Raw genomic sequence first — 22,682 nt, 5'->3', positions numbered from 1 at the left:
GTCACTCGCCCCAGCACTTCGTCGCGGCGTCGTCGGCCGTGATGCTGTCGAGGCCGTCGACGGGGGTGTCGGTGACGAGCGCGGATCCGGTGTCGAAGAAGTCGAGGCCGGCGCTCGTGGCGGGCTTGGTGCCGTCCTTCGCGAGCTGCGCGATGGCCTCGACGCCGAGCTGCGCCATCTTCACGGGGTACTGCTGGGCGGTGGCGCCGATGACGCCCTCCTTGACGTTCTTGACGCCCGCGCATCCGCCGTCGACCGAGACGAGGATCACGTCCTTCTCCTTGCCGGCCGCCTGGAGCGCCTGATAAGCGCCGAACGCGGCGGGCTCGTTGATCGTGTAGACGACGTTGATGTCGGGGTCCTTCGACAGCAGCGTCTCCATCGCCGTGCGGCCGCCGTCCTCGGCGCCCTGCGTGGCCTCGTTGCCGACGATCTCGTAGTCGCCGCCGCTGTAGTCGCCGGTCTTCGCCTCGTCGCCGTTCTTGGCCTTGTCGCCGACGTCGATGCCCATTCCGGTGAGGAAGCCCTGGTCGCGGTTGTAGTCGACCGAGATGGCCTTGTCGTCGTACAGGTCGAGGAGGGCGATGGTCGCCTTCTTGCCGCCGAGCTGCGCGGCGGCCCACTTGCCGATGGACTCGCCCGCGGCGAAGTTGTCGGTGGCGAACGTGATGTCGACGGAGTCGGCCGGGTCGGGTGCCGTGTCGAGCGCGATGACGAAGAGGCCGGCGTCGCGGGCCTTCTGGATCGCGTCGAGGACCGAGGGGCCGTTGATCGTGATGAGGATGCCCTTGTCGCCCTTCGAGATGGCGTTCTCGATGGCCTGGATCTGGGTGTCCTCGTCGCCGTCCGCCTTGCCGGCGGCGAGCGTGAGGTCGATGCCGTCCTTCGCCGCGGCCTCCTTCGCGCCGTCCTCCATCGCGACGAAGAAGGGGTTGGTGGTCGTCTTCACGATGAGCGAGACGCCGACGTCGCCGGATCCGCCGGATCCGGAGGCGCCGCTCGAGCTGGAGCAGCCGGCGAGCCCGCCCGCGGCGATGAGGGCCGCCGAGCCGAGGGCGATGGTGCGCACGAGGCGCGGGGATCGGTTCGTCATTGGTGGATCCTGTCCTTCGGGTGGGAGCGCGCTCCCGACAACGTTGTCAGGTAGAGGTCTACCGGGTGGGACCCGGTATGGTCAAGCCATTGCGCAGAGAGCGAGACCCTTTCGTGACACCGTTGTCATCCCCGCCCGGATCCCCACCCGACCCGCCGTCGGGCGCGCGCCGCCCCACGATGAAGCACGTGGCGCGGCTCGCGGGCGTCGGCATCAAGACGGTGTCGCGCGTGGTCAACGGTGAGCCGAACGTCTCCGCGGAGATGACCGCCCGGGTGCAGGCCGCCGTGGAGCAGCTGCAGTACCAGCCCGATCTGCACGCCGGCAACCTGCGCCGTGCCGACCGACGCACCAACACGCTCGGCCTGCTCGTCGGCAGCGTGGCCAACCCGTTCTCGGGAGCGGTGCATCGCGCGGTCGAGGAGGTGGCCAAGGAGCGACGGGTCGCCGTCTTCGCCTCGAGCCTCGACGACGACCCCGAGCGGGAGCGCTCCTCCGTCGACGCGTTCCTCGCCCGCCGGGTCGACGGGCTCATCCTCACCACCATCGCGCCCAGCCAGGCCTACCTCGGCGTCGCGGCGTCGCGCGGCACCCCGCTCGTGTTCGTCGACCGCGTGCCCGCCGGGCTCGAGGCCGACTCGGTCATCGTCGACAACGCGGCCGGCGTCTCCCGGGCCGTCGCGCACCTCGCCGACCAGGGCCACCGCCGGATCGCGTTCCTCGGCGACCGGCCGGAGATCTTCACTGCCCGGGAGCGCGAGCGCGGCTTCGTCGAGGAGATGCAGCGGCGCGGGCTGCCCGTGGCGCCCGAGCTCGTCCTCGACGGCGCGTGGGACGAGCGCGTGGCCGAGGCGCTCGCCGAGCGACTGCTCGACCTGCCCGAGCCGCCGACCGCGATCGTCAGCGGGCAGAACCTCATCACCATCGGCGTCATCACGGCCCTCCGGCGGCACGACGCCCACCGGCGCATCGCGCTCGTCGGCTTCGACGACCTGCCGCTGGCGGCCCTGCTGGATCCGGCCGTCACCGTGATCGCGCAGGACCCGTCGGGCATCGGCCACGCCGCCGCGGAGCGCGTCTTCGCCCGGCTCGACGGGGACGCCGGCCCCGCGCAGACCGTCGTCGTCCCCACCACGCTCATCGTCCGAGGCTCAGGAGAGGTCCCCCGCCATGCATGACCAGCCCATCGTCGTCGTCGGCGACGCCCTGATCGACCTCATCCGCGAGGGCGGCGAGGAGACCGCGTTCGTCGGCGGAGCCGCGCTCAACGTCGCCGTCGGCCTCGCGATCCTCGGGCACCGCGTCCAGCTCGTCGCCATGGTCGGCGACGATGAGCACGGCGAGCGGATCCGCGCCGAGCTCGCCGCGCACGGGGTCGAGCTCATCGCCACCGTCGGCCCGTCCGGGACCTCCGTCGCGGTGAGCGAGCGCGAGGACGGCGAGCCGCGCTACTCCTTCAACGACGCCGCCTGGAACCGGCGCGTGCGCATCGGCGAGGCGGAGCGGGCGGCGCTCGACGCGGCGTCGCTCGTGGTCGTGAGCTGCTTCCCGTACGACGACCACGCGCAGGCCGACGAGCTCCTGGCGGCCGTGCGGGATCCGCGCGAGCGCCTCCTCGTCGACCCGAACCCCCGCGCCGGCATGCTCCACGACGCCGCGCGGTTCCGCGCCGGGTTCGCGCGCGCCGCCGCCCAGGCGCTGCTCGTGAAGGTCGGCGACGACGACACCGCGCTGCTCGAGCTGGGCGCGCTCGCCGACGCGCGCGCGGCCCTGCACGCGACCGGCAGCCGCCTCGTGCTCGCGACCGAGGGCGCGCGCGGCGCGTCCGTGCAGCTCGAGGACGGGTCGGTGGTCACGGCGGGCATCGCGCCGGATCCGCGACCCATCGTCGACACCATGGGCGCCGGGGACGCGTGCCTCGCCGCCGCGGCCGACGCCATCGTGCGCCGGGGTGCGCCGCGCACGCCCGCGGAGGGCGAGGCGATGCTCCGCACCTGCATGGCGATCGCCGCGGCGACCTGCCGTGAGCAGGGCGCGCTGCTGCGGATGCCGACCGCCTGAGGCGCGCAGGGAGCAGGGTACCGGTGCGCGGATCCGCGCGGCCCGACCCCCGCGTGCGGCGTAGCGTCGACGCGCACGAATCGATCGAACCGCCGAGCGGACAGCCCCTCGGCGGCGGTGCTCGGGCAGGTCAGCGCAGTCCTCACGTGATGCGTCCGCCGGCGACACCCTTCCTCGGCAGGCGGCTGCGGGCCCTGCGCGGCGCACCGATGGAGCAGACGAGGAGGATCACCATGGGCGACGCACGAACCCTGATCATCGGCGGCACAGGGACGGTCGGCTCGGCCGTCATCGCCGAGGCCCTGCGTTGGGGGGATGACCGGACTGCGGGTCATGAGCCGCGACGCGCGGCGGCTCGCCGACCTCCCCGACGGCGTCGAGGGCGTGGTCGGGGATCTGGGCGACCCCTACGACGCCATGCCGGCGTTCGACGGAGTCGAGCAGGTGTTCCTGGCCCTGACGGGGACGCCCACCGAGCTGTACGAGACCACCGTCGCGGTCGACCACGCCGTGGCGGCGGGGGTCCGCCGGATCGTCTACCTCTCCGTCCAGGACCTCGACCGGGCGCCGCAGGTGCCGCACAACTCGGCGAAGCTCGCCGTGGAGTCCCTCCTCGAGCACAGCGGCGTCGAGGCCTGCTTCCTCCGCGTCAACAACTTCTTCCAGAACGACGTCTGGTACCTCGACGCGATCCGCGACGGCGTGTACCCGCAGCCGCTCGGCGGGACGGGCGTCTCCCGGGTCGACGTGCGCGACATCGCCGAGGTCGCGGTGAGCGCCCTGGTGCCGGGGACGGAGCTCGCCGGTCCGGTCGACGTGGCCGGCCCGACCCCATGGACCGGCGAGGCGACGGCCGCGGCCCTGTCCGACGCCCTCGGGAGGACCGTGACGTACGGGGGAGACGACCTGGTGGCGTGGCGCGAGGCGTCCCTCGCCTCCATGCCCTCGTGGCTGGTCTACGACTACGAGCGCATGTACTCCGGCTTCCAGCGGGACGGGCTCATCGGGAGCCCCGAGGCCATCGCGCGTCTCCGCGGCATCCTCGGGCACGCGCCCCGCGCGTACGAGGACTACGTGCGGGAGCTGCTCGGGCCCGTCTCCTAGCGGGACCCGGCCAGCATGCCGATCACGGCGGCGTCCGGGCGTCGCGTCAGCGGATCCCGCTGCGGGCGAACCCCTGCACGAAGTAGCGCTGGAAGACCAGGAACAGCACCACCATCGGCGCCACGTTGATGAGTGCGAACGCCATCGTGCCGCCGTAGTCGGAGCCGAACTGGCCCTGCAGGTAGAGCAGGCCGATCGGCAGCGTGAAGAGCTCGTTCTGCTTGAGCGCGATGAGCGGCCAGGAGAAGTCGTTCCACGTCGACAGCAGGCTCATGAAGAAGAGCACCGCGAGCAGCGGCTTGGACAGCGGCAGGACGATGCTGCGGAGGATGCGCAGGTGGCTCGCGCCATCGATGCGCGCGGCCTCGATGAGCTCCGTCGGGATCCCGAGGATGGACTGGCGCGCGAGGAACAGCCCGAAGGCGCTCGCTGCGGTCGGCAGGATGACGGCCCAGTACGTGCCGTAGAGGTCGAGGCCGGTGACGAGCGTGAACAGCGGCACCATGATCACCTGCACCGGGATCATGAGCGTCGCGAGCGCGACGAGGAACACGGCGTTGGATCCGCGGAACCTCAGCCGCGCGAACGCGTATCCGCCCAGCACGTTGATGGTCACGGTGATGAGCGCGACCACGAGGGCGATCGCGGTCGAGTTCCCGAACCAGGTGGCGACGGGGAAGGAGTCGAGCACGCGCTCGAAGTTCGCCGTCGTGAGGGTCGTCGGGAAGATGCGCAGCGCCCCGCCGAGGAGGTCGGCGCGCGTGGAGAAGGCGACGACGACCATCCAGTACAGCGGGAACAGGATGATCAGCGAGACGACGACGGCGGCGAGGAGCCGCAGCGCGCGGAGGCGGCGTTCGCGGGCGCGGCGGGCGCCGGGGCGGGTGAGGGGCGCGTCGGGAGCGGTCCGCGCGCGGCGGACCTCCTGCTCCACGGGCGCGACGGGTGCGGTGGTCATGGCGCGGCTCTCAATCCACGAGGTCCCGGGAGCGGCTGGAGTACCAGCGCACCACCGTGAAGGCGAGCATGACGGCGAGCAGCACGACGCCGATGGCGGCCGCGTAGCCCTGGTCGCGCGTCACGAAGCCCTGGTCGTAGGCGTACGTGACGATGACGCTGGTGGCGTTGCCCGGCCCGCCGCCCGTCATCACGAAGACCAGATCGAAGACCTGGAACGAGTAGATGACGTTGAGGATCAGCAGGAAGAACGACGACGGGCCCACGAGCGGCACCGTGAGGTACCGGAAGCGCTGCCAGCCGCCCGCGCCGTCGAGCCGACCGGCCTCGTAGACGCCCGCGTCGACGGACTGCAGGCCCGCCAGGTAGATGAGCATGTTGAAGCCGACGCGCCACCACAGCGTGATGAGCACGATCGAGACGAACGCCGCCGTCCCGTCCGACTGCCACGGCACACCCGGCAGGCCGACCGCGCGCACGAGCTTGTCGATGAGCCCGCTGTTCTCGTCGAACAGGAGCACGCCGATGAGCGCGGTCGCGACGCCCGAGATCGCCATCGGGAGGATGAGGATCGAGCGGAAGAGCCCGCGCGCCGGCAGCACCGAGTTGAGCAGCACGGCGGCGCCGAGGCCGAGGCCCATCGACAGCGGGGTGACGATCACGGTGAAGAGCACGGTGTTGGCCGCCGAGCGCCAGAACACGGGATCGGACACGAGCCGCTGGTAGTTGTCGAGGCCCGTGAACGTGCCGCCGCCGAAGCCGTCGGTGCGCTGGAGGCTCACGAACACAGCCCAGACGAGCGGTACGAGCACGAAGAGCGTGAGCATGAACAGGTTCGGCGTGAGGAGCATCCACGCGACCGCCGCCTCGCCGCGGGAGCGCGAACGGGACCCCGGCCGCTGCGGGCGGGGCGTCGACCTCCCGGCGTCCGTCCCCCGGCCGACGGGTGGGGTCGCGCGGGGCGCGACCCCGGGTGCCGCCGTCATCAGCCCGCCTGGACGGCCGACGCGACGCCCGTGCTGAGCGCCGCCACGACGTCGTCCGTGCTCGCGTCGCTCGTGAACGCCTTCTCGAGCTCGTCCTGCAGCACCGTGATGATGCGCGACATCGATGGCGAGGCGACCTGCCCCGAGTCCGACGCCTGCACGGTGCTGGCCTGGCCGACGTAGACGGGCGCCAGCTCCGGGCGCACGGCGAACTCGATCCCCGAGTCGATGAGGTCCTGCCGCGTGGGAAGCAGCGACGCGCCCTCGCAGAAGGCGCGCATGGCGTCCTCCTGGGTGAGGAAGTCCAGGAAGGCGGCGGCCAGCTCGGGATCCGCCGTGTCCTTGGTCACGACGAGGGCGTTGCCGCCGAAGTCGCTCGCGGCGCGCACGTCGCGCGGCGCGAAGGTCGCGCCCCACTCGAAGTCGAGCGTGTCGGTGGCGTCCGGGATGGAGAAGGCGCCCGAGAAGACCATGGCCGTGGTCTGCGCGTACCAGCTGTCCTGCGCGTAGGTGGAGGACTTGATCGTGTCGTTGTCCGGCACGTAGCCCTTGGCGAAGAAGGCGCGCGTGAAGTCGACGGCCTTGCGCGCGGCGTCGGAGTCGATGGCCGCGTCGGACAGGTCCTCGGTGAGGAAGCGACCGTCGGCCTCGAACAGCCAGGTGAGCCAGCGCGTGACCCCGTTGCCCTGCCAGTTGTAGGCGAACGGGTACTGGTCAGCGGGGAGGGACGCGCGCAGCTGCGCGGCGACCGCGTCGAACTCCTCCCACGTCCAGGCATCCTCGAGTGCGGTGGGGATGTCCGTGACACCGGCGGCGTCCAGGAGCGCCTTGTTGTAGAGGATCGCCGTGGTGTCGGTGTGGTGCGGGATGCCGAAGGGGGAGCCCTCGTTCTGCACGGCCGCCCACGCGCCGCGCGTGAAGCGGTCGCCGAAGTCGCCGTCGAGGTGGTCGCTCAGGTCGAGGAGCTGGCCGCGTCCCGCGTAGCTGCCGAACGTGTAGTACGGCACGCGGAAGACGTCCGGCGGGTTGCCGGCCTGGAGCTGCGCGTCGATGTTCGTGAACATCTGCTCGTACGGGACTGCGTTGAGCGCGACGGTGGATCCGGGGTTGGCGTCCTGGAACCGGGAGATCTGGTCGCGGAAGCCGGCCAGCTCGGAGTCGGTGCCCCAGGTCGTGAAGGTGAGGGTGCCGGCGGCGGCGGACGTCGCGGGCTTGCTGAAGCCGGCGCAGCCGGCGAGGAGCGCGGTGAGCGACACGGCGCCGGTGGCGGTGAGGAAGCGTCGGCGGTCGAGTTCCATGAATTCCCTTTCCGATGGGGCATCGCCCGAGTCGACGCGATGTACCGCCACTGAATACCCCAGGCGAGGGAACCGGGGCGCCCTCGGATGCATCCGTCAGATCTGCTGTCCGTTCAGCGTCCGAGCGCCAGGAAGAGCGCGGCGAGGCCGGCGCACGCGGTGAGGGCGGCCACGAGCGCGGGGAGCGCGCCGCCGGGGAGGCCGGTGCCGGGGTCGACGGATCCCGCGGTGAGGATCCGGTGCACGCGCCGGTAGCGGAGGTGCGCGGTCGTGAGCACGGCGAGGGCGGCGAGCACACCGGCCGCGGCGACGACCAGGCCGGCCGCGCCGAGGAGCGTCGGGAGCACGCGCAGCCCGAGGAGGGATCCGACGACGAGCGCCAGCGCCGTGCGCCGCCACGCGAGCGCCGTGCGCTCGGGCTGGAGGCCGGGGTCGGAGGGGCGGCCGGCCGGATCCGGCGTGCTCACGCCGTCAGCACGCCCAGCAGCACGAGCACCCCGGCCGCGACCACGGCGATCCCGAGCGGCAGCGACAGCGCGGCCGACGGCAGCGGGCGGTCGCGGCGGAGGGCGCGCTCGGTGCGCTTCCAGCCGATCCAGGCCTGCGCGGGCGCGGCGATCCCGGTGAGGATCAGCACGATCGAGGCCGCGAGTCGGAACCCCGGCTGCAGCCCGAGCCCCAGCGCCTCGAGCGCGACGCCGCCGGCGATCAGGGCGAGCGAGGTGCGGATCCAGGCGAGGAACGTGCGCTCGTTCGCGAGGGTGAAGCGCACGTCGGGCTCGGCGCCCTCGCGGTAGACGCTCCGCGGGAAGCGGCGGTCGCTCGGCGGCGAGCCGGGGTCGGGGGCGGTCATGCGGCGGGATCCAGGGACCGGTCGGCCGGGGCGCGCGAGGGCATGCCGCCATCCTGGCCGACCGGGCCGACCGCCGCGCCGATCCGCGCCCGGTGCCGCCGCTCGATCGCCTGGCCCGCGTACGACGCCGCGACGATCAGCGCCGCCCCGGCCGCGCCGACCGGCCCGATCGCCTCCCCGGCCAGCACCACGCCCACCAGCAGCGCCCACACCGGCTCGGTGCCCATGAGGATGCTCGCGCGCGACGCCGACGTCCGCCTCACGGCCCAGAGCTGCACGGCGAACGCGAACAGCGAGCACAGCACCCCGAGGAAGAGGACGCCCGCCCAGCCCGGGGCGTCGAGCGCCGCGGCCGCCGCGGGCAGGTCGGGCCCCGCCATCGCGGAGAAGAGGGCCGCGCACACGCCCATCTGCACGAGGACGACGCCGAGGGATCCCTCGCTGCGCCCGCGTGTGAGGCGCCCGCTCGCGGTGACGTGCACGGCCCGCACGACCGCCGCGGCGATCACCAGCCCGTCGCCCGGGGTCGGCGCGCGCAGCCCGCCCTCCGAGACGAGCAGCGCGACGCCCACCACGGCCGCGACCGCCGCGACGAAGTACGACCGCGGCAGCCACGAGCGCGACGCGGCGCCCTCGAGCACGGGCGTCATCACGAGCGCCAGGCTGATGAGGAGGCCCGCGTTGGTCGCGCTCGTCAGGTGCACGCCCCAGGTCTCGAGGCCGATGACCGCGGCCTGCGAGCAGCCGAGCGCCGCCGCGATGAGGAGGCCGCGACCGCGGGGCAGCCGCTCGCGCCGGGCCACGCAGACCAGCCCGGTCGCGACGACCGCGACGAGGAAGCGCAGCGCGACGGCCGCCGGCACACCCGTCTCCGCCGCGAGGTCCTTGGCCGCGAGGAAGCTCGCGCCCCAGACGGCCGCGACGGCCAGGAGCAGCAGGTCGACGACGGGCTCGGGGCGGGTGCGGGAGGCCATGTCCCCACTGTCCGGCAGGCGACGCGGAAGATCGACGGGCATCGTCTTCATCGATGCGTTAGGCAGCGCTGATGCGTTAGACAGGGCTCATGGATCCCGCCCGCCTCCGTCTCCTGCGCGAGCTCGGCGACCGGGGGAGCGTCGCGGCCGTGGCGGTCGCGATGCACGTGAGCGCATCCGCCGTCTCGCAGCAGCTCGCCGCGCTGCAGGCCGGCGTCGCGGTGCCGCTCACCGTCAAGCGCGGGCGGCGGCTGGTGCTCACGGAGGCCGGGGAGGCGCTCGCTGCGGCGTCGGTGCGCGTGGACGAGGCGCTCGCCGCGGCCCGGGACGCCGTCGGGTCGTTCCTCGAGCACGACGCCCGGGTCGTCCGCGTCTCCGCATTCCACAGCGCCGGTCTCGCGCTCTTCGGGCCGCTGCTCGCGGAGCTGGCGGGCGCGGAGGGATCCGGCACGGGCGTCGCGCTCGCGGACGCCGACGTGGCGCAGGGCGACTTCGCCGGCCTCACCGCGGATCACGACCTCGTCGTCGCGCACCGCCTCCCGCACGACCCGCCGTGGCCGACCGCCCGCCTCGTGGTCGTGCCGCTCCTCGTGGAGCCGCTCGACGTCGCCCTCCACGCCGGGCACCCGCTCGCATCGTCCGCGGGCATCGCGCCCGACCAGCTCCGCGACGAGCGGTGGATCTCCACCCACGCCGGCTTCCCGCTCGCGGGCGTGCTCGACCACCTGGGCGCCCTGATCGGGCAGGCGCCGCGCATCGTCCACAGCGTCAACGAGTTCTCGGTGGCCGCGCAGATCGTGCGGGCCGGCGACGCGATCGCCGTGATGCCGCGCACGACCGGCGCGCCGCTCGCGGTCGACGGGATGGTGCTGCGGCCGGTACTCGGCGCGACCCTCGTGCGCCACGTCGACGTGCTCGCCCGGCCGGACGCGCTCGCGCAGGCGCCCGTCCGCGTGGTGCTGGCGGCGCTGCGGCGGGTGGCGGAGGCCGCGGCCGCCGCCGCCGAGCGGGCTGCCGTGAGCTGACGCGGCCCGCCGCGTCGTCAGCCGCCGATCCCCTCCAGCTCCGCGAGCGCATCCTCCGGCAGCCGGATCCGCACCCCCGCCACGTTCTCGCGCAGGTGCTCCACCGACGACGTGCCCGCGATGACGAGCACGTTCGGCGACCGCCGCAGGAGCCACGCGAGCGCGACCGGAAGCGGCGCCGAGCCCAGCGATGCCGCCACGCGCGCCAGCGTCTCCGACTGCAGCGGCGAGAACCCGCCGAGCGGGAAGTAGGGCACGTACGCGATGCCGTCGGCGGCCAGCTCGTCGATGAGCGCGTCGTCGTCGCGGCGCGCCAGGTTGTAGTGGTTCTGCACGCTCACGATCGGCGCGATCCCGCGGGCCTCGGCCACCTGCGCGGGCGTCACGTTGCTCACGCCGAGGTGCCGGATCAGGCCCTCCCGCTGCAGCTCGGCGAGGGCGGTGAACGGCTCCTCGATGGATCCGTCGGTCGGGCTGTCGAAGGCGCCCACGCGGAGGTTCACGACGTCGAGCACGTCGAGCGTCAGGTGCGTGAGGTTGTCGTAGACGGCCTGGCGGAGCTCGGCCGCGGAGAGCGCCTGCGGCCAGCGGCCCTTCGCGTCGCGCAGGGATCCGACCTTCGTGACGATGTGCAGGTGCTCCGGGTACGGGAACAGCGCCTCCTCGATGAGCGCGTTCGTGTGCCCGGGGCCGTAGAAGTCGGCCGTGTCGATGTGCGTGATCCCGAGCGCGACGGCCTCGCGCAGCACGGCGCGGGCGGCGTCGGGATCCGCGGGCGGCCCGAACACGCGCGGCCCCGCGAGCTGCATGGCGCCGTAGCCGAAGCGCGTGACGGTGAGGTCGTGGGCGAGGGGGAAGAGCCCTCCGGGCAGGTCGGTGGACATGGCGATCCTCTCGGGTGGCGCGGCGGTCGGCGTGCGCCCACTCTCCCGCGGCGAGCATGCGCGCGACGGCACTCGCAGGAGCCCGTGAGCGGATCCGCGCGAGGGCGCCCTAGGGGGAGGGGACGGCCGCGCCCGGTGCCGCCTGCGCCGCCGGGTGCGCCCGCCGCGTCGCCAGCACCCGCGAGAACACCAGCACGAGGAGCCCGGCGGCCGGGATGAAGATCAGGCCGAAGCGGAGGGACGAGGCGTCCGCGATGGCGCCGACGACGGGCGGCGAGATGAGGAAGCCGAGCCGCAGCAGCCAGCCGACGATGGTGAGGCCGGTGCCGGGCTTGAAGCCGGGGAGCTCGTCCGCGGCCTGCATCGCGGCGGGGATGAGCGTCGCGACGCCGAAGCCCGCGACGCCGAACCCGACGATCGTGCCGACGATGCTCGGGAACGCGAGCGCGGCGCCCATGCCGACGAGCACGAGGACGCCGCCGAGGCGGGCGATGGCGCGCTGGCCGAAGCGGTCGACCATGCGGTCGCCGAGCATCCGGCCGACGAACTGCATGCCCTGGAGCGAGATGAAGCCGAGGCCCGCGACGAACGCGCTCGCGCCGAGGTCGCCCGAGAGGTAGATGGCCGACCAGGAGCTGCCGGCGTCCTCGACGATGGCGCCGCCGGACGCGATGATCACGAGCGCGAGCAGCACGCCGTACTTCGCGACCAGGCCGAGCGCGCGCGGGGAGGCGGCGCGCGCGACGTCGCCCTCGGGATCCGGCGCGTGCGCGTGCGCCGCGCCGCCCTCGCCGGGCTCCGGCTCCGGGCCCTTCAGCAGCCACAGCAGCGAGAGCACCGCCAGCGCGCTGAACAGCACGGCCGAGATGGAGAGGTGCACGATCAGCGGCATCCGGATCTGCGCGGCGGCCGCGCCCATGATCCCGCCGGCCACCGCGCCGATCGACCAGACCGCGTGGAAGGAGTTGATGATCGAGCGCCCGTACAGCCGCTGCACCCGCAGCGCGTGCGAGTTCTGCGCGACGTCGGTGATCGAGTCCATGGCGCCCGCGAGGAACAGGGCACCCGCGAGCACGAGCCAGCCGGGCGCGAGGCCGGCCAGGAGGATCCCGATGGAGGCCACCACGGTCGCGGCGACCGCCACGCGCGCCGACCGGTACCGGCGGATGAGCACGCCGGCTGCGAGCCCCGCGATGAGCGCGCCCAGCGGCGACGCGGCGACGGCTGCCCCGAACTCGACGTTGGCGAGCCCCAGCTCCGCCTTGATCGACGGGTAGCGCGGCAGCAGGTTCGCGAAGATCGCGCCGTTGGTGAAGAAGAGGACGCCGACGGCGACGCGCGCGCGGCGGACGTCGCGGGTCGGGGCGAGCGTGCGCGACAGCGTCGGCGCGGACGGGGAGGGCATCGTCGGTCTCTCTTTGGCCGGGTGGCGCCGTGGCGCGGGGCGGGTCGGCGCCGATCCCTCGGCTGCCGGATCCAGCCTAGGGTCGGCGCGACGCCAGCGGCGACGTGTCCTCGGTGACGTCCATGACGAGGTCCATCAGCGGCACGAGCCGGGCGCTCACCTCGTGGCCGAGCTCGGTGAGCCGGTAGTCGACCCGCGGCGGGATGGTGGGCTGCGCCTCGCGGAGGACGAGCCCGTCGTCGGCGAGCGTGCGCAGCGTGGAGGCGAGCATCTTCTCGCTGATCCCCTCGACCTCGCGCCGCAGCTCGCCCCACCGACGCGACCGCTCCCCGAGCGCGAGGAGCACGAGCACGCCCCACTTGCTCGTGATGTGGTCGAGCAGGGTGCGCGACGGGCAGTTCGCGGGGTAGCGGCCCTCGGTCACGCCGGGTCGGTCGCGGCTCACCCGGAAGCTCATCTGCGTCACATCCCACAACTTACCAGAAGGTGGGTACCTCCCTGTGGGAAGGTACTCCGCAACGGAGTCGTTGACCCCGACGTACCGCTCGTCCCCCACTCGAAAGGCACCCCATGACCATCGTCGTCACCGCCGCCACCGGCCGCCTCGGATCGCGCATCGTCGCGTCCCTCCTCGCCCGCGGCGCCGCCGCATCCGACGTGCTCGCCACCGCGCGCCGCCCCGAGGCCCTCGCCGACCTCGCCGCGCAGGGCGTCCGCACCGCGCGCCTCGAGTACACCGACGCCGAGAGCGTGAAGGCCGCGATCCAGCCCGGCGACACCCTCGTGCTCGTCTCCGGCAGCGAGGTCGGCCAGCGCGTGCCGCAGCACACCACCGTCATCGAGGCCGCGAAGGCCGCGGGAGTCGGCCGGATCCTCTACACGAGCGTCCTCCGCGCCTCCACCACCGAGCTCTTCATCGCGGGCGAGCACAAGGCCACCGAGGAGGTGCTCGCCGCGTCGGGTGTCCCCGTCACGCTGCTCCGCAACGGCTGGTACACGGAGAACTACGCGGGCACGGTCGACTCCGTGAAGCAGTCCGGCGCGCTCCTCACGAGCGCGGGAGACGGTCGCGTCGCGAGCGCCACCATCGCCGACTTCGCCGAGGCCACCGCGGTCGCGGCCCTCGACGACTCGCTCGCCGGGCAGACGTTCGAGCTCGCGGGCGACGAGCGCTGGACCCAGGACGACCTCGCCCAGGCGATCTCCGGCATCCTCGGCCAGCCCGTCCCCGTCTCGCAGGTCTCGAGCGAGGAGCACGCGCGGATCCTCGGCGGCGCCGGCCTCGACGAGGGCACCGTCGGCTTCGTCGTCGGCCTCGACGCGGCGACGCGCGCCGGCCAGCTCGACGACGAGACGGGCGACCTCGCGCGCCTGCTCGGCCGTCCCACCACGTCGCTCGCCGACGGCCTCCGCCAGGCGGTCGCGGGCGCCTGATCCCACGGATCCGCACCCGAGGCGGATCCGCACACCACGACGGCCCGTCCCCTCGCGGGGGCGGGTCGTCGTCGTCTGCGCGCCGTCAGCCCAGCGCGTCCTTCATCCGCGCGATCTCGTCCGGGCCGACCCGGCAGCAGCCGCCCACGAGGCTCGCTCCCGCCCGGATCCACGCCCCGACGGACGGCAGGGCCGGGTCGCCGCGCCAGCCCCGCGCGACGGCGTCCCAGCGCTCGCCGGAGTTCGGGTAGACGACGACCGGCCGGTCGGTGACGCTCCGGGCCGCGGCGATCGCGGCCGGCACCTCATCCGGGTGCGCGCAGTTGATCCCCACGGCCACGACCTCGTCGGCCTCCTCCGCGAGCCGGAACCCCTCGGCCATCGGCTCGCCGGAGCGCAGGCGCCCGTCGACGACCGTGAACGCGAGCCAGGCGGATGCGCCCGAGCCGCGCGCGAGATCCACGAGCGCGCGGCCCTCGTCGAGGCTCGGGATGGTCTCGCAGGCGAGGAGGTCGGCGCCGGCGTCGGCGAGCACGGCGAACCGCGGCGCGTGCCAGCGGCGGAGCTCGTCGCGCGTCAGGCCGCTGGATCCCGCGTACTCGGATCCGTCGCCGAGCGTCGCGCCGTAGGGGCCGACGGACGCGGCGATCCACCGGTCGCGGCCCGCCCCCGCGGCGTCGTCCCGCGCGACCTCGTCCCGCGCCTCGGCCGCGAGCCGCACGCTCGCCCGCAGCAGCGCCTCGGTCTCCGCCGTGCCCAGCCCGCGCGCCGCGAACGCCGCGAATCCCACCTGGTACGACGCCGTGATCGCCACGTCCGCTCCCGCGCGGAAGAACTCGGCGTGCGCCGCCCGGACGGCGTCGGGCTCGTCGGCGAGCACTCGCGCGCTCCACAGCGGATCCGACAGGTCGTGCCCGCGCGCCTCCAGCAGCGTGCCGAGGCCGCCGTCGAGCACCAGCGGGCGGTCGGGGAGCGGGAGCGGCCGGGTCATGCGCACATCCTGCCGGAGCGCGGTGACGGATCCGCGATTCCGCGACGTCCCGCGACACCGCCCTTCCGCCGCGTGCCCACCCGCCCGCGAGCCGCCGCCGTCCCGGGTACCGTGGACGCGACGGTGGGAGTCCCGATGAAGGATGACGACGACGTCGACCTCGTGATCGACGCCTGGGGCGCCGCCATGCCCGACGTCGACTTCGCGCCGCTCGACGTGGTGTCGCGGCTGCGGCGGCTGCTGCCGCAGATGCAGCGGATCCGCGAGGGCGCGTTCGCCGCCGAGGGCCTCACCACGAGCGAGTTCGAGTTCCTGTCCGTGCTCCGCCAGCAGGGCGACGCGGGCCTCACGCGCGCCGGCCTCGCCGAGCGCCTCGGCACCGACACCGGCAGCCTCGTGCACCGGGTGAACCGGCTGACCGCGCGCTCCTTCATCACGCGCGAGGAGGATCCGGCGGGCGGCCGCAGCCGGCTCGTGGTGCTCACGCCGTTCGGCATCGAGCGCGTCGACCGGGCCATGCGCCGCCTCGTCGCCGACGAGGACGAGGTGCTCGCCGACCTCAGCCGCGAGCAGATCGCGACCCTCATCGACAGCCTGCGCGTCATCGCGCGGACGACCGAGCGGGTGCGGGCGCGGCGCTCCTGATCCATCGGGCCCGCCGTCCGGGTCGCACGGAGGTCCGCCGGAGCACGATGGATCCATGGCCGACACCGATCGCATCCCGCCCGCCGTCCTCTTCGACATCGACGAGACCCTCATCCACACGGGCGGCTCCGGCGCCCGCAGCTGGGCGATGGCCTTCCGTGACCTGCACGACGTGGAGGCCGACATCGGCGAGCACTCGTCGGCGGGGGAGACGGATCCGCAGGTCGGCGCGGCGACGTTCCGCGGCGTGATGGGCCGGGATCCCGAGCCCGCCGAGCTCGCCCGCCTCTACGCCTCCTACCTGCGGCACCTCGCCGACGACATCCGCGTCTCAGAGGGCTACCGCGTGCTCGCCGGCGCGGAGGCGCTGCTCGACCGGCTCGCCGACGCGGGCGTCGTGCTCGGCGTCGTCTCCGGCGCGATGGAGGGCGCGGCCCGCACGAAGATGGAGCCCGCGCGGCTCGGCCGGTTCTTCGTGTTCGGCGCCTACGGATCCGACGCGCCCGACCGGGTCGACGTGGTGCGCCGGGCGATCGCGACGGCCGGCACCCTGCGCGGTGCCGCGCCCGCCCGCGACGAGGTGCTCGTGGTCGGCGACACCCCGAACGACATCACCTCCGCGCACGAGGCCGGGGCCACCGCGGTCGGCGTCGCGAGCGGCCACTACTCGGCCGACGAGCTGCGCGACGCGGGCGCCGACCTGGTGCTCGAGTCCCTCGAGGACCCGGCGCTGGAGCGGCTGCTCGGGCTCTGATCCCGAGCCGGCGACGCGCCCTAGCCCGCTGCCTCGGCCGCGTCGGCCTCCGCGCGCAGGAGGTCCTCGAGCGCGGCGCACGCGTCGACGCGCGTGGCCTCGACGTGCCGGCGCGCGAGGTCCGCCGCCCGCTCGCCCTCGCGCCGCTCGATCAGCGTCAGCAGCTCGCGGTGGTCGGCGAGCGAGTCGGTCCGCCGGGCGCTCGCGGCCGGCAGGTAGTGGAAGCGCACGCGCTTCGACATCGACTCCACGACCTGCGCCAGCGTGCTGTTGTGCGCGGCGGCCGCGAGGGCCACGTGGAAGTCGTAGTTGAGGCGCGCGAGGTCGGCCGGATCCGCGGTGCGCTCCTGCAGGCGGATCACGCGCTCGAGCTCGCGGAGGTCGTCGGCCGTGCGGCGCCCCGCGGCGAGCTCGACGGCCCGCGGCTCGACGAGCGCGCGCGCCTCGAACAGGTCCACCAGCTCGGACAGCACGCGCGACCGCACCGACATGCCCTCGTGCGCGCGATGCACGACCCAGCCGTCGGCCTCGAGCGCCCGCAGCGCCTCGCGCACGGGGATGTGGCTCGTGCCCATCCGCTGGGCGACCTCGTCGGCCTTCACGCGGGATCCGGGGGCGATGACGCCGCCGAGGATCTCCTCCTCGAGCAGCACGCGCACGCGCTCCGCGGCGCCGAGACGGGCGGGGACGAGGGCGGGGGAGGCCATGCCCTGATTATAGGATCCGCCGCCAGGCCGCCACCCAGACGTGTTTCACATCCCGGAAACACGACAGAAACGCCCGTGTGCGGCCGGGCTGTTCCTATAGGACGCAGCCGGATCCCCCGCCGGCGTCACCCGACTCCCCAGGAGATCCCATGTCGCACCCCGCCGCCCCGCCGGTCGCGCGCCACGCCGACCCCGCCGCCCCGGATCCCGCCGACCGCCCCGCGTTCTCCGAGTACGAGTCGGAGCCCGTGCCTCCCCACGCGCGGCGCCGCACCGCATCGGTCGCCGCCGTGTGGCTCGGCTTCCCGATGATCCTCACCTGCGCCGTCTTCGGCGGCCTGGTCGTGCACTCGCTCGGCTTCTGGCCGGGCATGGGCGCGATCGCGGTCGGCACGCTCGTCCTCATGGTCTACGTCGGCGCGCTCAGCTACCTGGCCGGGCGCAGCGGCGAGAGCTTCGCGCTCATGGCGATGCGCACGTTCGGGGCGAAGGGGTACGTCGTGCCGGCGGGCTTCCTCGCCACCGTGGTCATCGGCTGGTTCGCGTTCCAGACCGGGCTCACCGGATCCACCCTGCACGGCAGCCTCGGCTGGGACCAGACGGGCACCACGCTCGTGGCCGGACTCCTCTTCGTCGCGGTCACGCTGCTCGGCATCCGCGCGCTCTCCTGGATCGGCGTGGTCGCCGCTCCCCTCTACCTCGTGCTCGGCGCGGTCGCCGTCGTCATCGTCGCGACCCGTCCGGGCGGCGCGGAGCTGCAGACGGCGCCCGCGGCGGGAGCCGGCGCGCTCAGCTTCGGCGCGGCCGTGACCCTCGTCGTCGCGCTCTTCGCCGACTCCGGCACCATGACCGCCGACTTCACGCGCTGGGCGCGCTCGGGCCGGCAGGCCGTGCTCGCGACCCTCGCGGCCTTCCCGTTCGGCAACGCGATCGCGCTGGTGGTCGGCGGCCTCGTCGTCGCGCTGGGCGGCGCGACCGACCCGGGCACCGCGGGCGGCGACTTCCTCGGGATCCTCGTGGCGCAGGGCGGTGCCCTCGTGCCTCTCGCCGTGCTGTTCGTGGTCGTGAACCTCGGATCCGTGTGCGCGCACTGCCTCTACAACGGCGCCGTCGGCTGGAGCCAGCTCACCGGCATGCGCATGCGCCGCACGACCCTGGTGCTCGGCGCGGTGGGCGTCGTCCTCGCGGTCGCCGGCATCTGGACCTACTTCGAGGTGTGGCTGAACCTGCTGGGCGTGATCGTGCCGCCCATCGGCGCCGTGCTCATCGTCGACCAGCTGCTGCTCGCGCCCCGACGCGCGGCGGCCGGCTCCGTCGTCGCCCGCGGCGCCTGGCGTGCCCCCGCCTTCGTGGGCTGGGCGGTCGGCGCCGTCGTCGCGCTCGTGGCGCACGCGTACGCCGACTTCCTCTCGACGGCCGTCGTCGGCATGGTCGTCGGCGCGGTCGTCCTCGTCGTCGCCGACGCCGCGGGGCGGGTGCGCGCCCCGCTGGGCGCGGCCGTCGACGCGGGGGAGGCCCGCTCGTGAGCGCCGCCCCCGCCGCCCTGCCGGTCGCCGGCACCACGTCCGTCGCGGCCGATCCCTACGCCTGGCCCTACGACGGCGCCGTCGACGTCGCCCGCACCGCCGTGGTCTGCATCGACTGGCAGGTCGACTTCTGCGGAGTCGGCGGCTACGTCGACCGCATGGGCTACGACCTCGCGCTCACGCGCGCCGGCCTCGCGCCCACCGCCCGGCTGCTCGAGCGGGTGCGCGCGCTCGGCATGACCGTGATCCACACCCGCGAGGGCCACCGCCCCGACCTCTCCGACCTGCCCGCCAACAAGCGCTGGCGGTCGGAGCGCGCGGGCGCCGAGATCGGCAGCGTCGGCCCGTGCGGGCGGATCCTCGTGCGCGGCGAACCCGGCTGGGAGATCGTCCCCGAGGTGGCCCCGCTCCCGGGCGAGCCCGTGATCGACAAGCCCGGCAAGGGCGCCTTCTACGCGACCGACCTCGACCTGGTGCTGCGCTCGCGCGGCATCGACCGGCTGATCCTCACGGGCATCACCACCGACGTGTGCGTCTCCACGACCATGCGCGAGGCCAACGACCGCGGCTACGAGTGCCTGGTGCTGTCCGACTGCACGGGCGCCACCGATCCGGCGAACCACGACGCGGCGCTGCGGATGGTGACGATGCAGGGCGGCGTGTTCGGCGCCGTCGCCGCATCGGATGACGTGCTCGCGGCGCTCGCCGGGGCGGAGGTCGCCTCGTGAGCGCGACCGCGCTGCCGCCCGTGGGATCCGCGTCCGTCGTCGACCGCGTGGCGGCCGCCTATGCGCGCATCGCGGAGGTCGACCGGCCCGAGGTGTGGATCACGCTGCTCGACCCGGCCGAGGCCCGGCAACGCGCCGCCGAGCTCGACGACCGCATCGCCCGGGCGCCGGCGGGTGCGCTGCCGCTCGCGGGCTGGCTCGTGGCCGTGAAGGACAACATCGACGTCGCCGGGATGCCCACGACCGCCGCCTGCCCGTCCGCCGCCACCGCGCCCGAGGCCGACGCGCCCGCGGTCGCGCGCCTCCGGGAGGCCGGCGCGCTCGTGCTCGGCAAGACCAACCTCGACCAGTTCGCCACCGGTCTCGTCGGCACGCGCAGCCCCTACGGGGCCGTGCGGCACGCGACCCGGCCCTACCGCATCTCGGGCGGATCCAGCTCCGGCTCGGCGGTCGCCGTCGCGCTCGGCCTCGTCGACGTGGCGCTCGGCACCGACACCGCGGGATCCGGCCGGGTGCCCGCCGCGCTGCACGGCCTCGTCGGGATCAAGCCCACGCTCGGCCTGGTGCCCGCCACGGGCGTCGTGCCCGCCTGCCGCTCCTACGACACCGTGAGCGTGCTCGCCGCGGACCTCGCGACCGCGCAGCGCGCGCTCGCCGTGATGGTCGGGCCCGACCCGGCGGATCCCGCGAGCCGCGACTGGCCGTCCACCACGCGCCTCGCGCCGCGCGGCGCGCCCGTGATCGGCGTTCCCGCCGACCGCGACCTCGCGCCCCTCTCGCCCGGCGCCCAGGCGGCGTTCGCGGCGGCCGTCGAGCGGATGCGCGCCTCGGGCGCCGTCGTCGAGACCGTCGACCTCGGCCCCTTCCTCCGCGCCGCGCTCCTCCTCTACGAGGGCGCGCTCGTGGCCGAGCGCTGCGAGGCGGCGGGGCCGTCCGTGCTCGCGGACGCGGCGGACCTGGATCCCACGGTCGCCGGCATCGTGCGCGCCGCCCTCGAGATCCCCGCGCACCGGCTCGTGGAGGACCGCGCGCTGCTCGAGCGCCTGCGCGTCGACGCGTGCGCGGTGTTCGACGCCCCGGGCGGCGCCCGTCGCGGGATCGACGCGCTGCTGCTGCCGACGACCACGGAGCACCCGACGCTCGCCGAGGTCGCCGCCGAGCCGGTCGCCGTCAACGCGCGCCTCGGCACGTACACGAACTTCGTGAACCTCTTCGACCTGTGCGCCGTCGCGGTGCCCGCGGGGGAGGCGGACGGATCCCCGTTCGGCGTCAGCCTCGTCGCGCCCGCGTTCGCCGACCAGGTCGTGATCGACCTCGCCGGCCGGATCACCGGCGACCCCGCGCGTCCGGCCCTCCTGCCGACCGACGCGGTCGACGTGGTCGTGTTCGGCGCGCATCTGGGCGGGCAGCCCCTGCACCGCCAGCTCAGCGACCTCGGCGCGCGCTTCTCCCGCGACGTGCGCACGAGCGCCGGGTACCGCATGGCGCACCTCCCGGGCGAGCCCGCGCGACCGGGCGTCGCGCCGGCGCCCGACGGCGACGGCGTCGCGCTCGCGGGCGAGGCCTGGACCCTCACCCGCGCCGGCCTCGCCGCGTTCCTCGCCGGCATGGTCCGACCCATGGCCCTCGGGCCGCTGGAGCTCGAGGACGGCACGTGGGCCGTCGGGTTCCTCTGCACCGACACGGCCGACGCGCCGGACATCAGCGCGCACGGCGGGTGGATGCGGTACCTGGCGTCCCGCGGTCAGGCGGTCCCGGGCTCCTGATCCGCGGGCGCCGACCGCCACGGGCTGATCTCGTGCGCGGCGGCGGCGGGAGCTGCGGTCGCGGGGGCCGTCGCGGCGGCCCGCGCCGCGCGTCCCGCCCGCACCCGCGCGGGCCCGTCCTCCGCCGTGCCGCGCAGCCGCACGAGCTGCATCACGGCCACGCCCAGGAGCGCGATCTCGCCGAGGTCGCGCAGCGTGATCACCCCGACCATCACCGGGACCACGTCGATGAGCAGCAGGTACGCGTACGGGAACACGAGCTGCGTGAGCGCGGCCACGACCAGCCCCAGGCGCGCCGCGAGGGCCGTGCCGGGCGCGTGGCGGTCGTGCACGAGCATCACGATGATCGGCACGGCGAACCACGACACGTACTGCGGCGAGCCGACCTTGTTCGTCACGATGAGCGCCGCCACCAGCGCGAGCGACAACGGCCCGATCAGCGCGGCGGGGGAGGCGCCGCGGTGGTGGGCGCGGATCCCGAGCAGCGTCACGACGAGCACGACGCCCAGCATGATCGGCGTGAGCGCGGCCGCGACGGCGTCCACCCCGGGGCCCGACACCTGGAAGGTGATGAGGGCCTCGTCGTGGTACACGCGGTACCGGTCGTCGCCCGCGACGATGAGCCACAGGTGGTACAGCGCGGCGGTCGACTCGACCTGCAGCCCGCGGCCGGTCTGCTCGCCCACGAAGCCCAGCACGTTCGCGCCGCTGCCGAGGGTGAGGGATCCGGCGACGACGGCGGCCGTGGTGCCGAGCGCGGCGGCGACGACCGTGCCGCGCGCGAGCCCGCGGCGGGCGATCACGCCGGTGAGCAGCAGCGCTGCCGGCCACACCTTGACCCAGGCGCCGACGGTGAGGAGCGCGGAGGCCAGGGCGGGCCGGGTCGCGAGCACGAGCAGGCCGGCGAGGGCGAGGGGCACGGTGACCGCGTCGATCCGGCCGAGCGAGATGGGCCCGAGCGCGACGAGGAAGCCGAGCCACCAGGCGGCGGGAGCGAGGCCCCGCCCGCGGCGGATGCGGAGCAGCAGGGCGAACGCGGCGGCGTCGAGCATCGTCACCAGCGCGAGCCACACCGTGCCGTAGAACGCGGTGCCGCCGACGAGCGAGATGAGCATGGGCACGGCCGCGAGGATCGGGTACACCCACGGCAGGTCGACGCCCACCCGGCCCCCGCCCGCCATCCCCTCCTGCATCCAGACGCGGTAGACGTCCGTCACGTCGGTGAGCGCCGAGGTGGGGCCGATCAGGTTGAGCGTGATGAGCCAGAGGTGGCAGAGCGCGAACGCCAGCCACGGCCGCGACATGATCCCCCGCGCAGGCGGGCGGACGGCGTGCGCGGCGAGGGACGCGTCCGCGGTCACCGGGCGGCGCCCTCTCGGCGCGCAGGCGGGTGCATGTCGGGTGGTTCTCCTGCGGTCGGGACGGACGTGGACGCGGCCCGCGGCGGCCGGAGCCCGGCTCGCGGACGCCCGGCCGGCGGGCGGCGCACCC

23 protein-coding genes are annotated in these 22,682 nt (G+C 74.6%); 10 read left to right on the top strand and 13 right to left on the bottom strand.

What is annotated here, in order from left to right; all coding sequences use genetic code 11:
- Position 1: 1 nt before the first annotated feature.
- The gene (locus KYT88_RS14870) at positions 2–1,093 is read right to left on the bottom strand and encodes a substrate-binding domain-containing protein (protein WP_043583836.1); all 1,092 of its coding nucleotides are present in this window, start codon (positions 1,091–1,093) and stop codon (positions 2–4) included.
- Between the two features lie 113 nt (positions 1,094–1,206).
- Here KYT88_RS14870 and KYT88_RS14865 point away from each other — a divergent pair, with 113 nt between their 5' ends.
- The 3 genes from KYT88_RS14865 to KYT88_RS14855 all read left to right on the top strand — a co-directional run bounded on the left by KYT88_RS14865 (position 1,207) and on the right by KYT88_RS14855 (position 4,258).
- The gene (locus KYT88_RS14865; RefSeq protein WP_043583838.1) at positions 1,207–2,271 is read left to right on the top strand and encodes a LacI family DNA-binding transcriptional regulator; all 1,065 of its coding nucleotides are present in this window, start codon (positions 1,207–1,209) and stop codon (positions 2,269–2,271) included.
- Positions 2,264–3,154 (top strand): carbohydrate kinase family protein, encoded by an 891-nt coding sequence (locus tag KYT88_RS14860; RefSeq protein WP_043583840.1) that lies wholly within the window; start codon positions 2,264–2,266, stop codon positions 3,152–3,154. Before KYT88_RS14865 ends, KYT88_RS14860 begins: the two co-directional genes overlap by 8 nt.
- Before the next feature lie 315 nt (positions 3,155–3,469).
- Positions 3,470–4,258, top strand: coding sequence for an SDR family oxidoreductase (locus tag KYT88_RS14855; protein WP_237583700.1), 789 nt, complete (start codon positions 3,470–3,472; stop codon positions 4,256–4,258).
- Between the two features lie 46 nt (positions 4,259–4,304).
- Here KYT88_RS14855 and KYT88_RS14850 read toward each other — a convergent pair whose 3' ends face one another.
- From KYT88_RS14850 to KYT88_RS14825, 6 genes are all read right to left on the bottom strand, one after another.
- Positions 4,305–5,216: a carbohydrate ABC transporter permease gene (locus KYT88_RS14850; protein WP_081840891.1), complete on the bottom strand. Its 912-nt coding sequence runs from the start codon at positions 5,214–5,216 to the stop codon at positions 4,305–4,307.
- 10 nt (positions 5,217–5,226) lie between these two features.
- Complete coding sequence (locus KYT88_RS14845; RefSeq protein WP_237583699.1) at positions 5,227–6,201, bottom strand: carbohydrate ABC transporter permease; 975 nt, start codon at positions 6,199–6,201, stop codon at positions 5,227–5,229.
- Positions 6,201–7,499: an ABC transporter substrate-binding protein gene (locus KYT88_RS14840; protein ID WP_051629216.1), complete on the bottom strand. Its 1,299-nt coding sequence runs from the start codon at positions 7,497–7,499 to the stop codon at positions 6,201–6,203. The genes KYT88_RS14845 and KYT88_RS14840 overlap by 1 nt, the downstream gene beginning before the upstream one ends.
- 113 nt (positions 7,500–7,612) lie before the next feature.
- A complete protein-coding gene (locus KYT88_RS14835) occupies positions 7,613–7,966 on the bottom strand; it encodes a DUF202 domain-containing protein (protein WP_043583842.1) in 354 nt (117 codons plus the stop codon).
- Entirely contained in the window at positions 7,963–8,352 is a 390-nt protein-coding gene (locus KYT88_RS14830; RefSeq protein WP_043583844.1) for a YidH family protein, read from the bottom strand. Before KYT88_RS14830 ends, KYT88_RS14835 begins: the two co-directional genes overlap by 4 nt.
- Positions 8,349–9,326 carry a DMT family transporter gene (locus KYT88_RS14825; protein WP_043583846.1) on the bottom strand — a complete coding sequence of 326 codons (978 nt, stop codon included), beginning with the start codon at positions 9,324–9,326 and terminating at the stop codon, positions 8,349–8,351. The genes KYT88_RS14830 and KYT88_RS14825 overlap by 4 nt, the downstream gene beginning before the upstream one ends.
- An 89-nt stretch (positions 9,327–9,415) precedes the next feature.
- Here KYT88_RS14825 and KYT88_RS14820 point away from each other — a divergent pair, with 89 nt between their 5' ends.
- Positions 9,416–10,351 carry a LysR family transcriptional regulator gene (locus tag KYT88_RS14820; RefSeq protein WP_043583848.1) on the top strand — a complete coding sequence of 312 codons (936 nt, stop codon included), beginning with the start codon at positions 9,416–9,418 and terminating at the stop codon, positions 10,349–10,351.
- 17 nt (positions 10,352–10,368) lie between these two features.
- On the opposite strand, the gene KYT88_RS14815 is transcribed toward KYT88_RS14820, so the two are convergent.
- From KYT88_RS14815 to KYT88_RS14805, 3 genes are all read right to left on the bottom strand, one after another.
- Positions 10,369–11,235 (bottom strand): aldo/keto reductase family oxidoreductase, encoded by an 867-nt coding sequence (locus KYT88_RS14815; protein ID WP_043583850.1) that lies wholly within the window; start codon positions 11,233–11,235, stop codon positions 10,369–10,371.
- Between the two features lie 109 nt (positions 11,236–11,344).
- The gene (locus KYT88_RS14810) at positions 11,345–12,640 is read right to left on the bottom strand and encodes an MFS transporter (RefSeq protein ID WP_043583852.1); all 1,296 of its coding nucleotides are present in this window, start codon (positions 12,638–12,640) and stop codon (positions 11,345–11,347) included.
- A gap of 76 nt (positions 12,641–12,716) precedes the next feature.
- A complete protein-coding gene (locus KYT88_RS14805; protein WP_043583854.1) occupies positions 12,717–13,097 on the bottom strand; it encodes a winged helix-turn-helix transcriptional regulator in 381 nt (126 codons plus the stop codon).
- 113 nt (positions 13,098–13,210) lie between these two features.
- On the opposite strand from KYT88_RS14805, the gene KYT88_RS14800 reads away from it, so the two are divergent.
- Positions 13,211–14,074: an SDR family oxidoreductase gene (locus KYT88_RS14800; protein WP_043583856.1), complete on the top strand. Its 864-nt coding sequence runs from the start codon at positions 13,211–13,213 to the stop codon at positions 14,072–14,074.
- Between the two features lie 85 nt (positions 14,075–14,159).
- On the opposite strand, the gene mmuM is transcribed toward KYT88_RS14800, so the two are convergent.
- Positions 14,160–15,065, bottom strand: coding sequence for a homocysteine S-methyltransferase (mmuM, locus tag KYT88_RS14795; RefSeq protein ID WP_043583858.1), 906 nt, complete (start codon positions 15,063–15,065; stop codon positions 14,160–14,162).
- Positions 15,066–15,200: 135 nt separating this feature from the next.
- On the opposite strand from mmuM, the gene KYT88_RS14790 reads away from it, so the two are divergent.
- Together KYT88_RS14790 and KYT88_RS14785 are read left to right on the top strand one after the other, a co-directional pair.
- Positions 15,201–15,710, top strand: a complete 510-nt coding sequence (locus KYT88_RS14790; RefSeq protein WP_041464758.1) for a MarR family winged helix-turn-helix transcriptional regulator — start codon at positions 15,201–15,203, stop codon at positions 15,708–15,710.
- 55 nt (positions 15,711–15,765) lie between these two features.
- Complete coding sequence (locus tag KYT88_RS14785; protein ID WP_043583860.1) at positions 15,766–16,464, top strand: HAD family hydrolase; 699 nt, start codon at positions 15,766–15,768, stop codon at positions 16,462–16,464.
- 20 nt (positions 16,465–16,484) lie between these two features.
- On the opposite strand, the gene KYT88_RS14780 is transcribed toward KYT88_RS14785, so the two are convergent.
- Positions 16,485–17,171, bottom strand: coding sequence for a GntR family transcriptional regulator (locus tag KYT88_RS14780; protein ID WP_043583862.1), 687 nt, complete (start codon positions 17,169–17,171; stop codon positions 16,485–16,487).
- 149 nt (positions 17,172–17,320) lie between these two features.
- Here KYT88_RS14780 and KYT88_RS14775 point away from each other — a divergent pair, with 149 nt between their 5' ends.
- The 3 genes from KYT88_RS14775 to atzF are packed head-to-tail and all read left to right on the top strand — an operon-like array spanning position 17,321 to position 21,191.
- The gene (locus tag KYT88_RS14775; protein ID WP_043583864.1) at positions 17,321–18,697 is read left to right on the top strand and encodes a purine-cytosine permease family protein; all 1,377 of its coding nucleotides are present in this window, start codon (positions 17,321–17,323) and stop codon (positions 18,695–18,697) included.
- A complete protein-coding gene (gene biuH / locus KYT88_RS14770) occupies positions 18,694–19,425 on the top strand; it encodes a biuret amidohydrolase (protein ID WP_081840892.1) in 732 nt (243 codons plus the stop codon). The genes KYT88_RS14775 and biuH overlap by 4 nt, the downstream gene beginning before the upstream one ends.
- Entirely contained in the window at positions 19,422–21,191 is a 1,770-nt protein-coding gene (gene atzF, locus KYT88_RS14765; RefSeq protein ID WP_081840893.1) for an allophanate hydrolase, read from the top strand. Before biuH ends, atzF begins: the two co-directional genes overlap by 4 nt.
- Here the strand turns inward: atzF and KYT88_RS14760 are convergent.
- Positions 21,170–22,552: a DUF2029 domain-containing protein gene (locus KYT88_RS14760; protein ID WP_051629217.1), complete on the bottom strand. Its 1,383-nt coding sequence runs from the start codon at positions 22,550–22,552 to the stop codon at positions 21,170–21,172. The two genes, atzF and KYT88_RS14760, sit on opposite strands and share 22 nt — an antisense overlap.
- Positions 22,553–22,682: the final 130 nt, after the last annotated feature.

Origin of the sequence: Clavibacter sp. A6099 (genome assembly GCF_021919125.1) — a bacterium.
Taxonomy (GTDB): Bacteria; Actinomycetota; Actinomycetes; order Actinomycetales; family Microbacteriaceae; genus Clavibacter; species Clavibacter seminis.
Note: the sequence above shows the minus strand (reverse complement) of the source record. Positions and strands in the feature narration are given on the sequence as shown.

What these genes read in the sequence shown, in the direction of transcription:
- KYT88_RS14870 (WP_043583836.1), bottom strand. Translation starts at nt 1,093, where the DNA reads ATGACGAACCGATCCCCGCGCCTCGTGCGCACCATCGCCCTCGGCTCG.
- KYT88_RS14860 (WP_043583840.1), top strand. Translation starts at nt 2,264, where the DNA reads ATGCATGACCAGCCCATCGTCGTCGTCGGCGACGCCCTGATCGACCTC.
- KYT88_RS14855 (WP_237583700.1), top strand. Translation starts at nt 3,470, where the DNA reads ATGACCGGACTGCGGGTCATGAGCCGCGACGCGCGGCGGCTCGCCGAC.
- KYT88_RS14850 (WP_081840891.1), bottom strand. Translation starts at nt 5,216, where the DNA reads ATGACCACCGCACCCGTCGCGCCCGTGGAGCAGGAGGTCCGCCGCGCG.
- KYT88_RS14845 (WP_237583699.1), bottom strand. Translation starts at nt 6,201, where the DNA reads ATGACGGCGGCACCCGGGGTCGCGCCCCGCGCGACCCCACCCGTCGGC.
- KYT88_RS14840 (WP_051629216.1), bottom strand. Translation starts at nt 7,499, where the DNA reads ATGGAACTCGACCGCCGACGCTTCCTCACCGCCACCGGCGCCGTGTCG.
- KYT88_RS14830 (WP_043583844.1), bottom strand. Translation starts at nt 8,352, where the DNA reads ATGACCGCCCCCGACCCCGGCTCGCCGCCGAGCGACCGCCGCTTCCCG.
- KYT88_RS14825 (WP_043583846.1), bottom strand. Translation starts at nt 9,326, where the DNA reads ATGGCCTCCCGCACCCGCCCCGAGCCCGTCGTCGACCTGCTGCTCCTG.
- KYT88_RS14820 (WP_043583848.1), top strand. Translation starts at nt 9,416, where the DNA reads ATGGATCCCGCCCGCCTCCGTCTCCTGCGCGAGCTCGGCGACCGGGGG.
- KYT88_RS14815 (WP_043583850.1), bottom strand. Translation starts at nt 11,235, where the DNA reads ATGTCCACCGACCTGCCCGGAGGGCTCTTCCCCCTCGCCCACGACCTC.
- KYT88_RS14810 (WP_043583852.1), bottom strand. Translation starts at nt 12,640, where the DNA reads ATGCCCTCCCCGTCCGCGCCGACGCTGTCGCGCACGCTCGCCCCGACC.
- KYT88_RS14805 (WP_043583854.1), bottom strand. Translation starts at nt 13,097, where the DNA reads ATGAGCTTCCGGGTGAGCCGCGACCGACCCGGCGTGACCGAGGGCCGC.
- KYT88_RS14800 (WP_043583856.1), top strand. Translation starts at nt 13,211, where the DNA reads ATGACCATCGTCGTCACCGCCGCCACCGGCCGCCTCGGATCGCGCATC.
- mmuM (WP_043583858.1), bottom strand. Translation starts at nt 15,065, where the DNA reads ATGACCCGGCCGCTCCCGCTCCCCGACCGCCCGCTGGTGCTCGACGGC.
- KYT88_RS14790 (WP_041464758.1), top strand. Translation starts at nt 15,201, where the DNA reads ATGAAGGATGACGACGACGTCGACCTCGTGATCGACGCCTGGGGCGCC.
- KYT88_RS14785 (WP_043583860.1), top strand. Translation starts at nt 15,766, where the DNA reads ATGGCCGACACCGATCGCATCCCGCCCGCCGTCCTCTTCGACATCGAC.
- KYT88_RS14780 (WP_043583862.1), bottom strand. Translation starts at nt 17,171, where the DNA reads ATGGCCTCCCCCGCCCTCGTCCCCGCCCGTCTCGGCGCCGCGGAGCGC.
- KYT88_RS14775 (WP_043583864.1), top strand. Translation starts at nt 17,321, where the DNA reads ATGTCGCACCCCGCCGCCCCGCCGGTCGCGCGCCACGCCGACCCCGCC.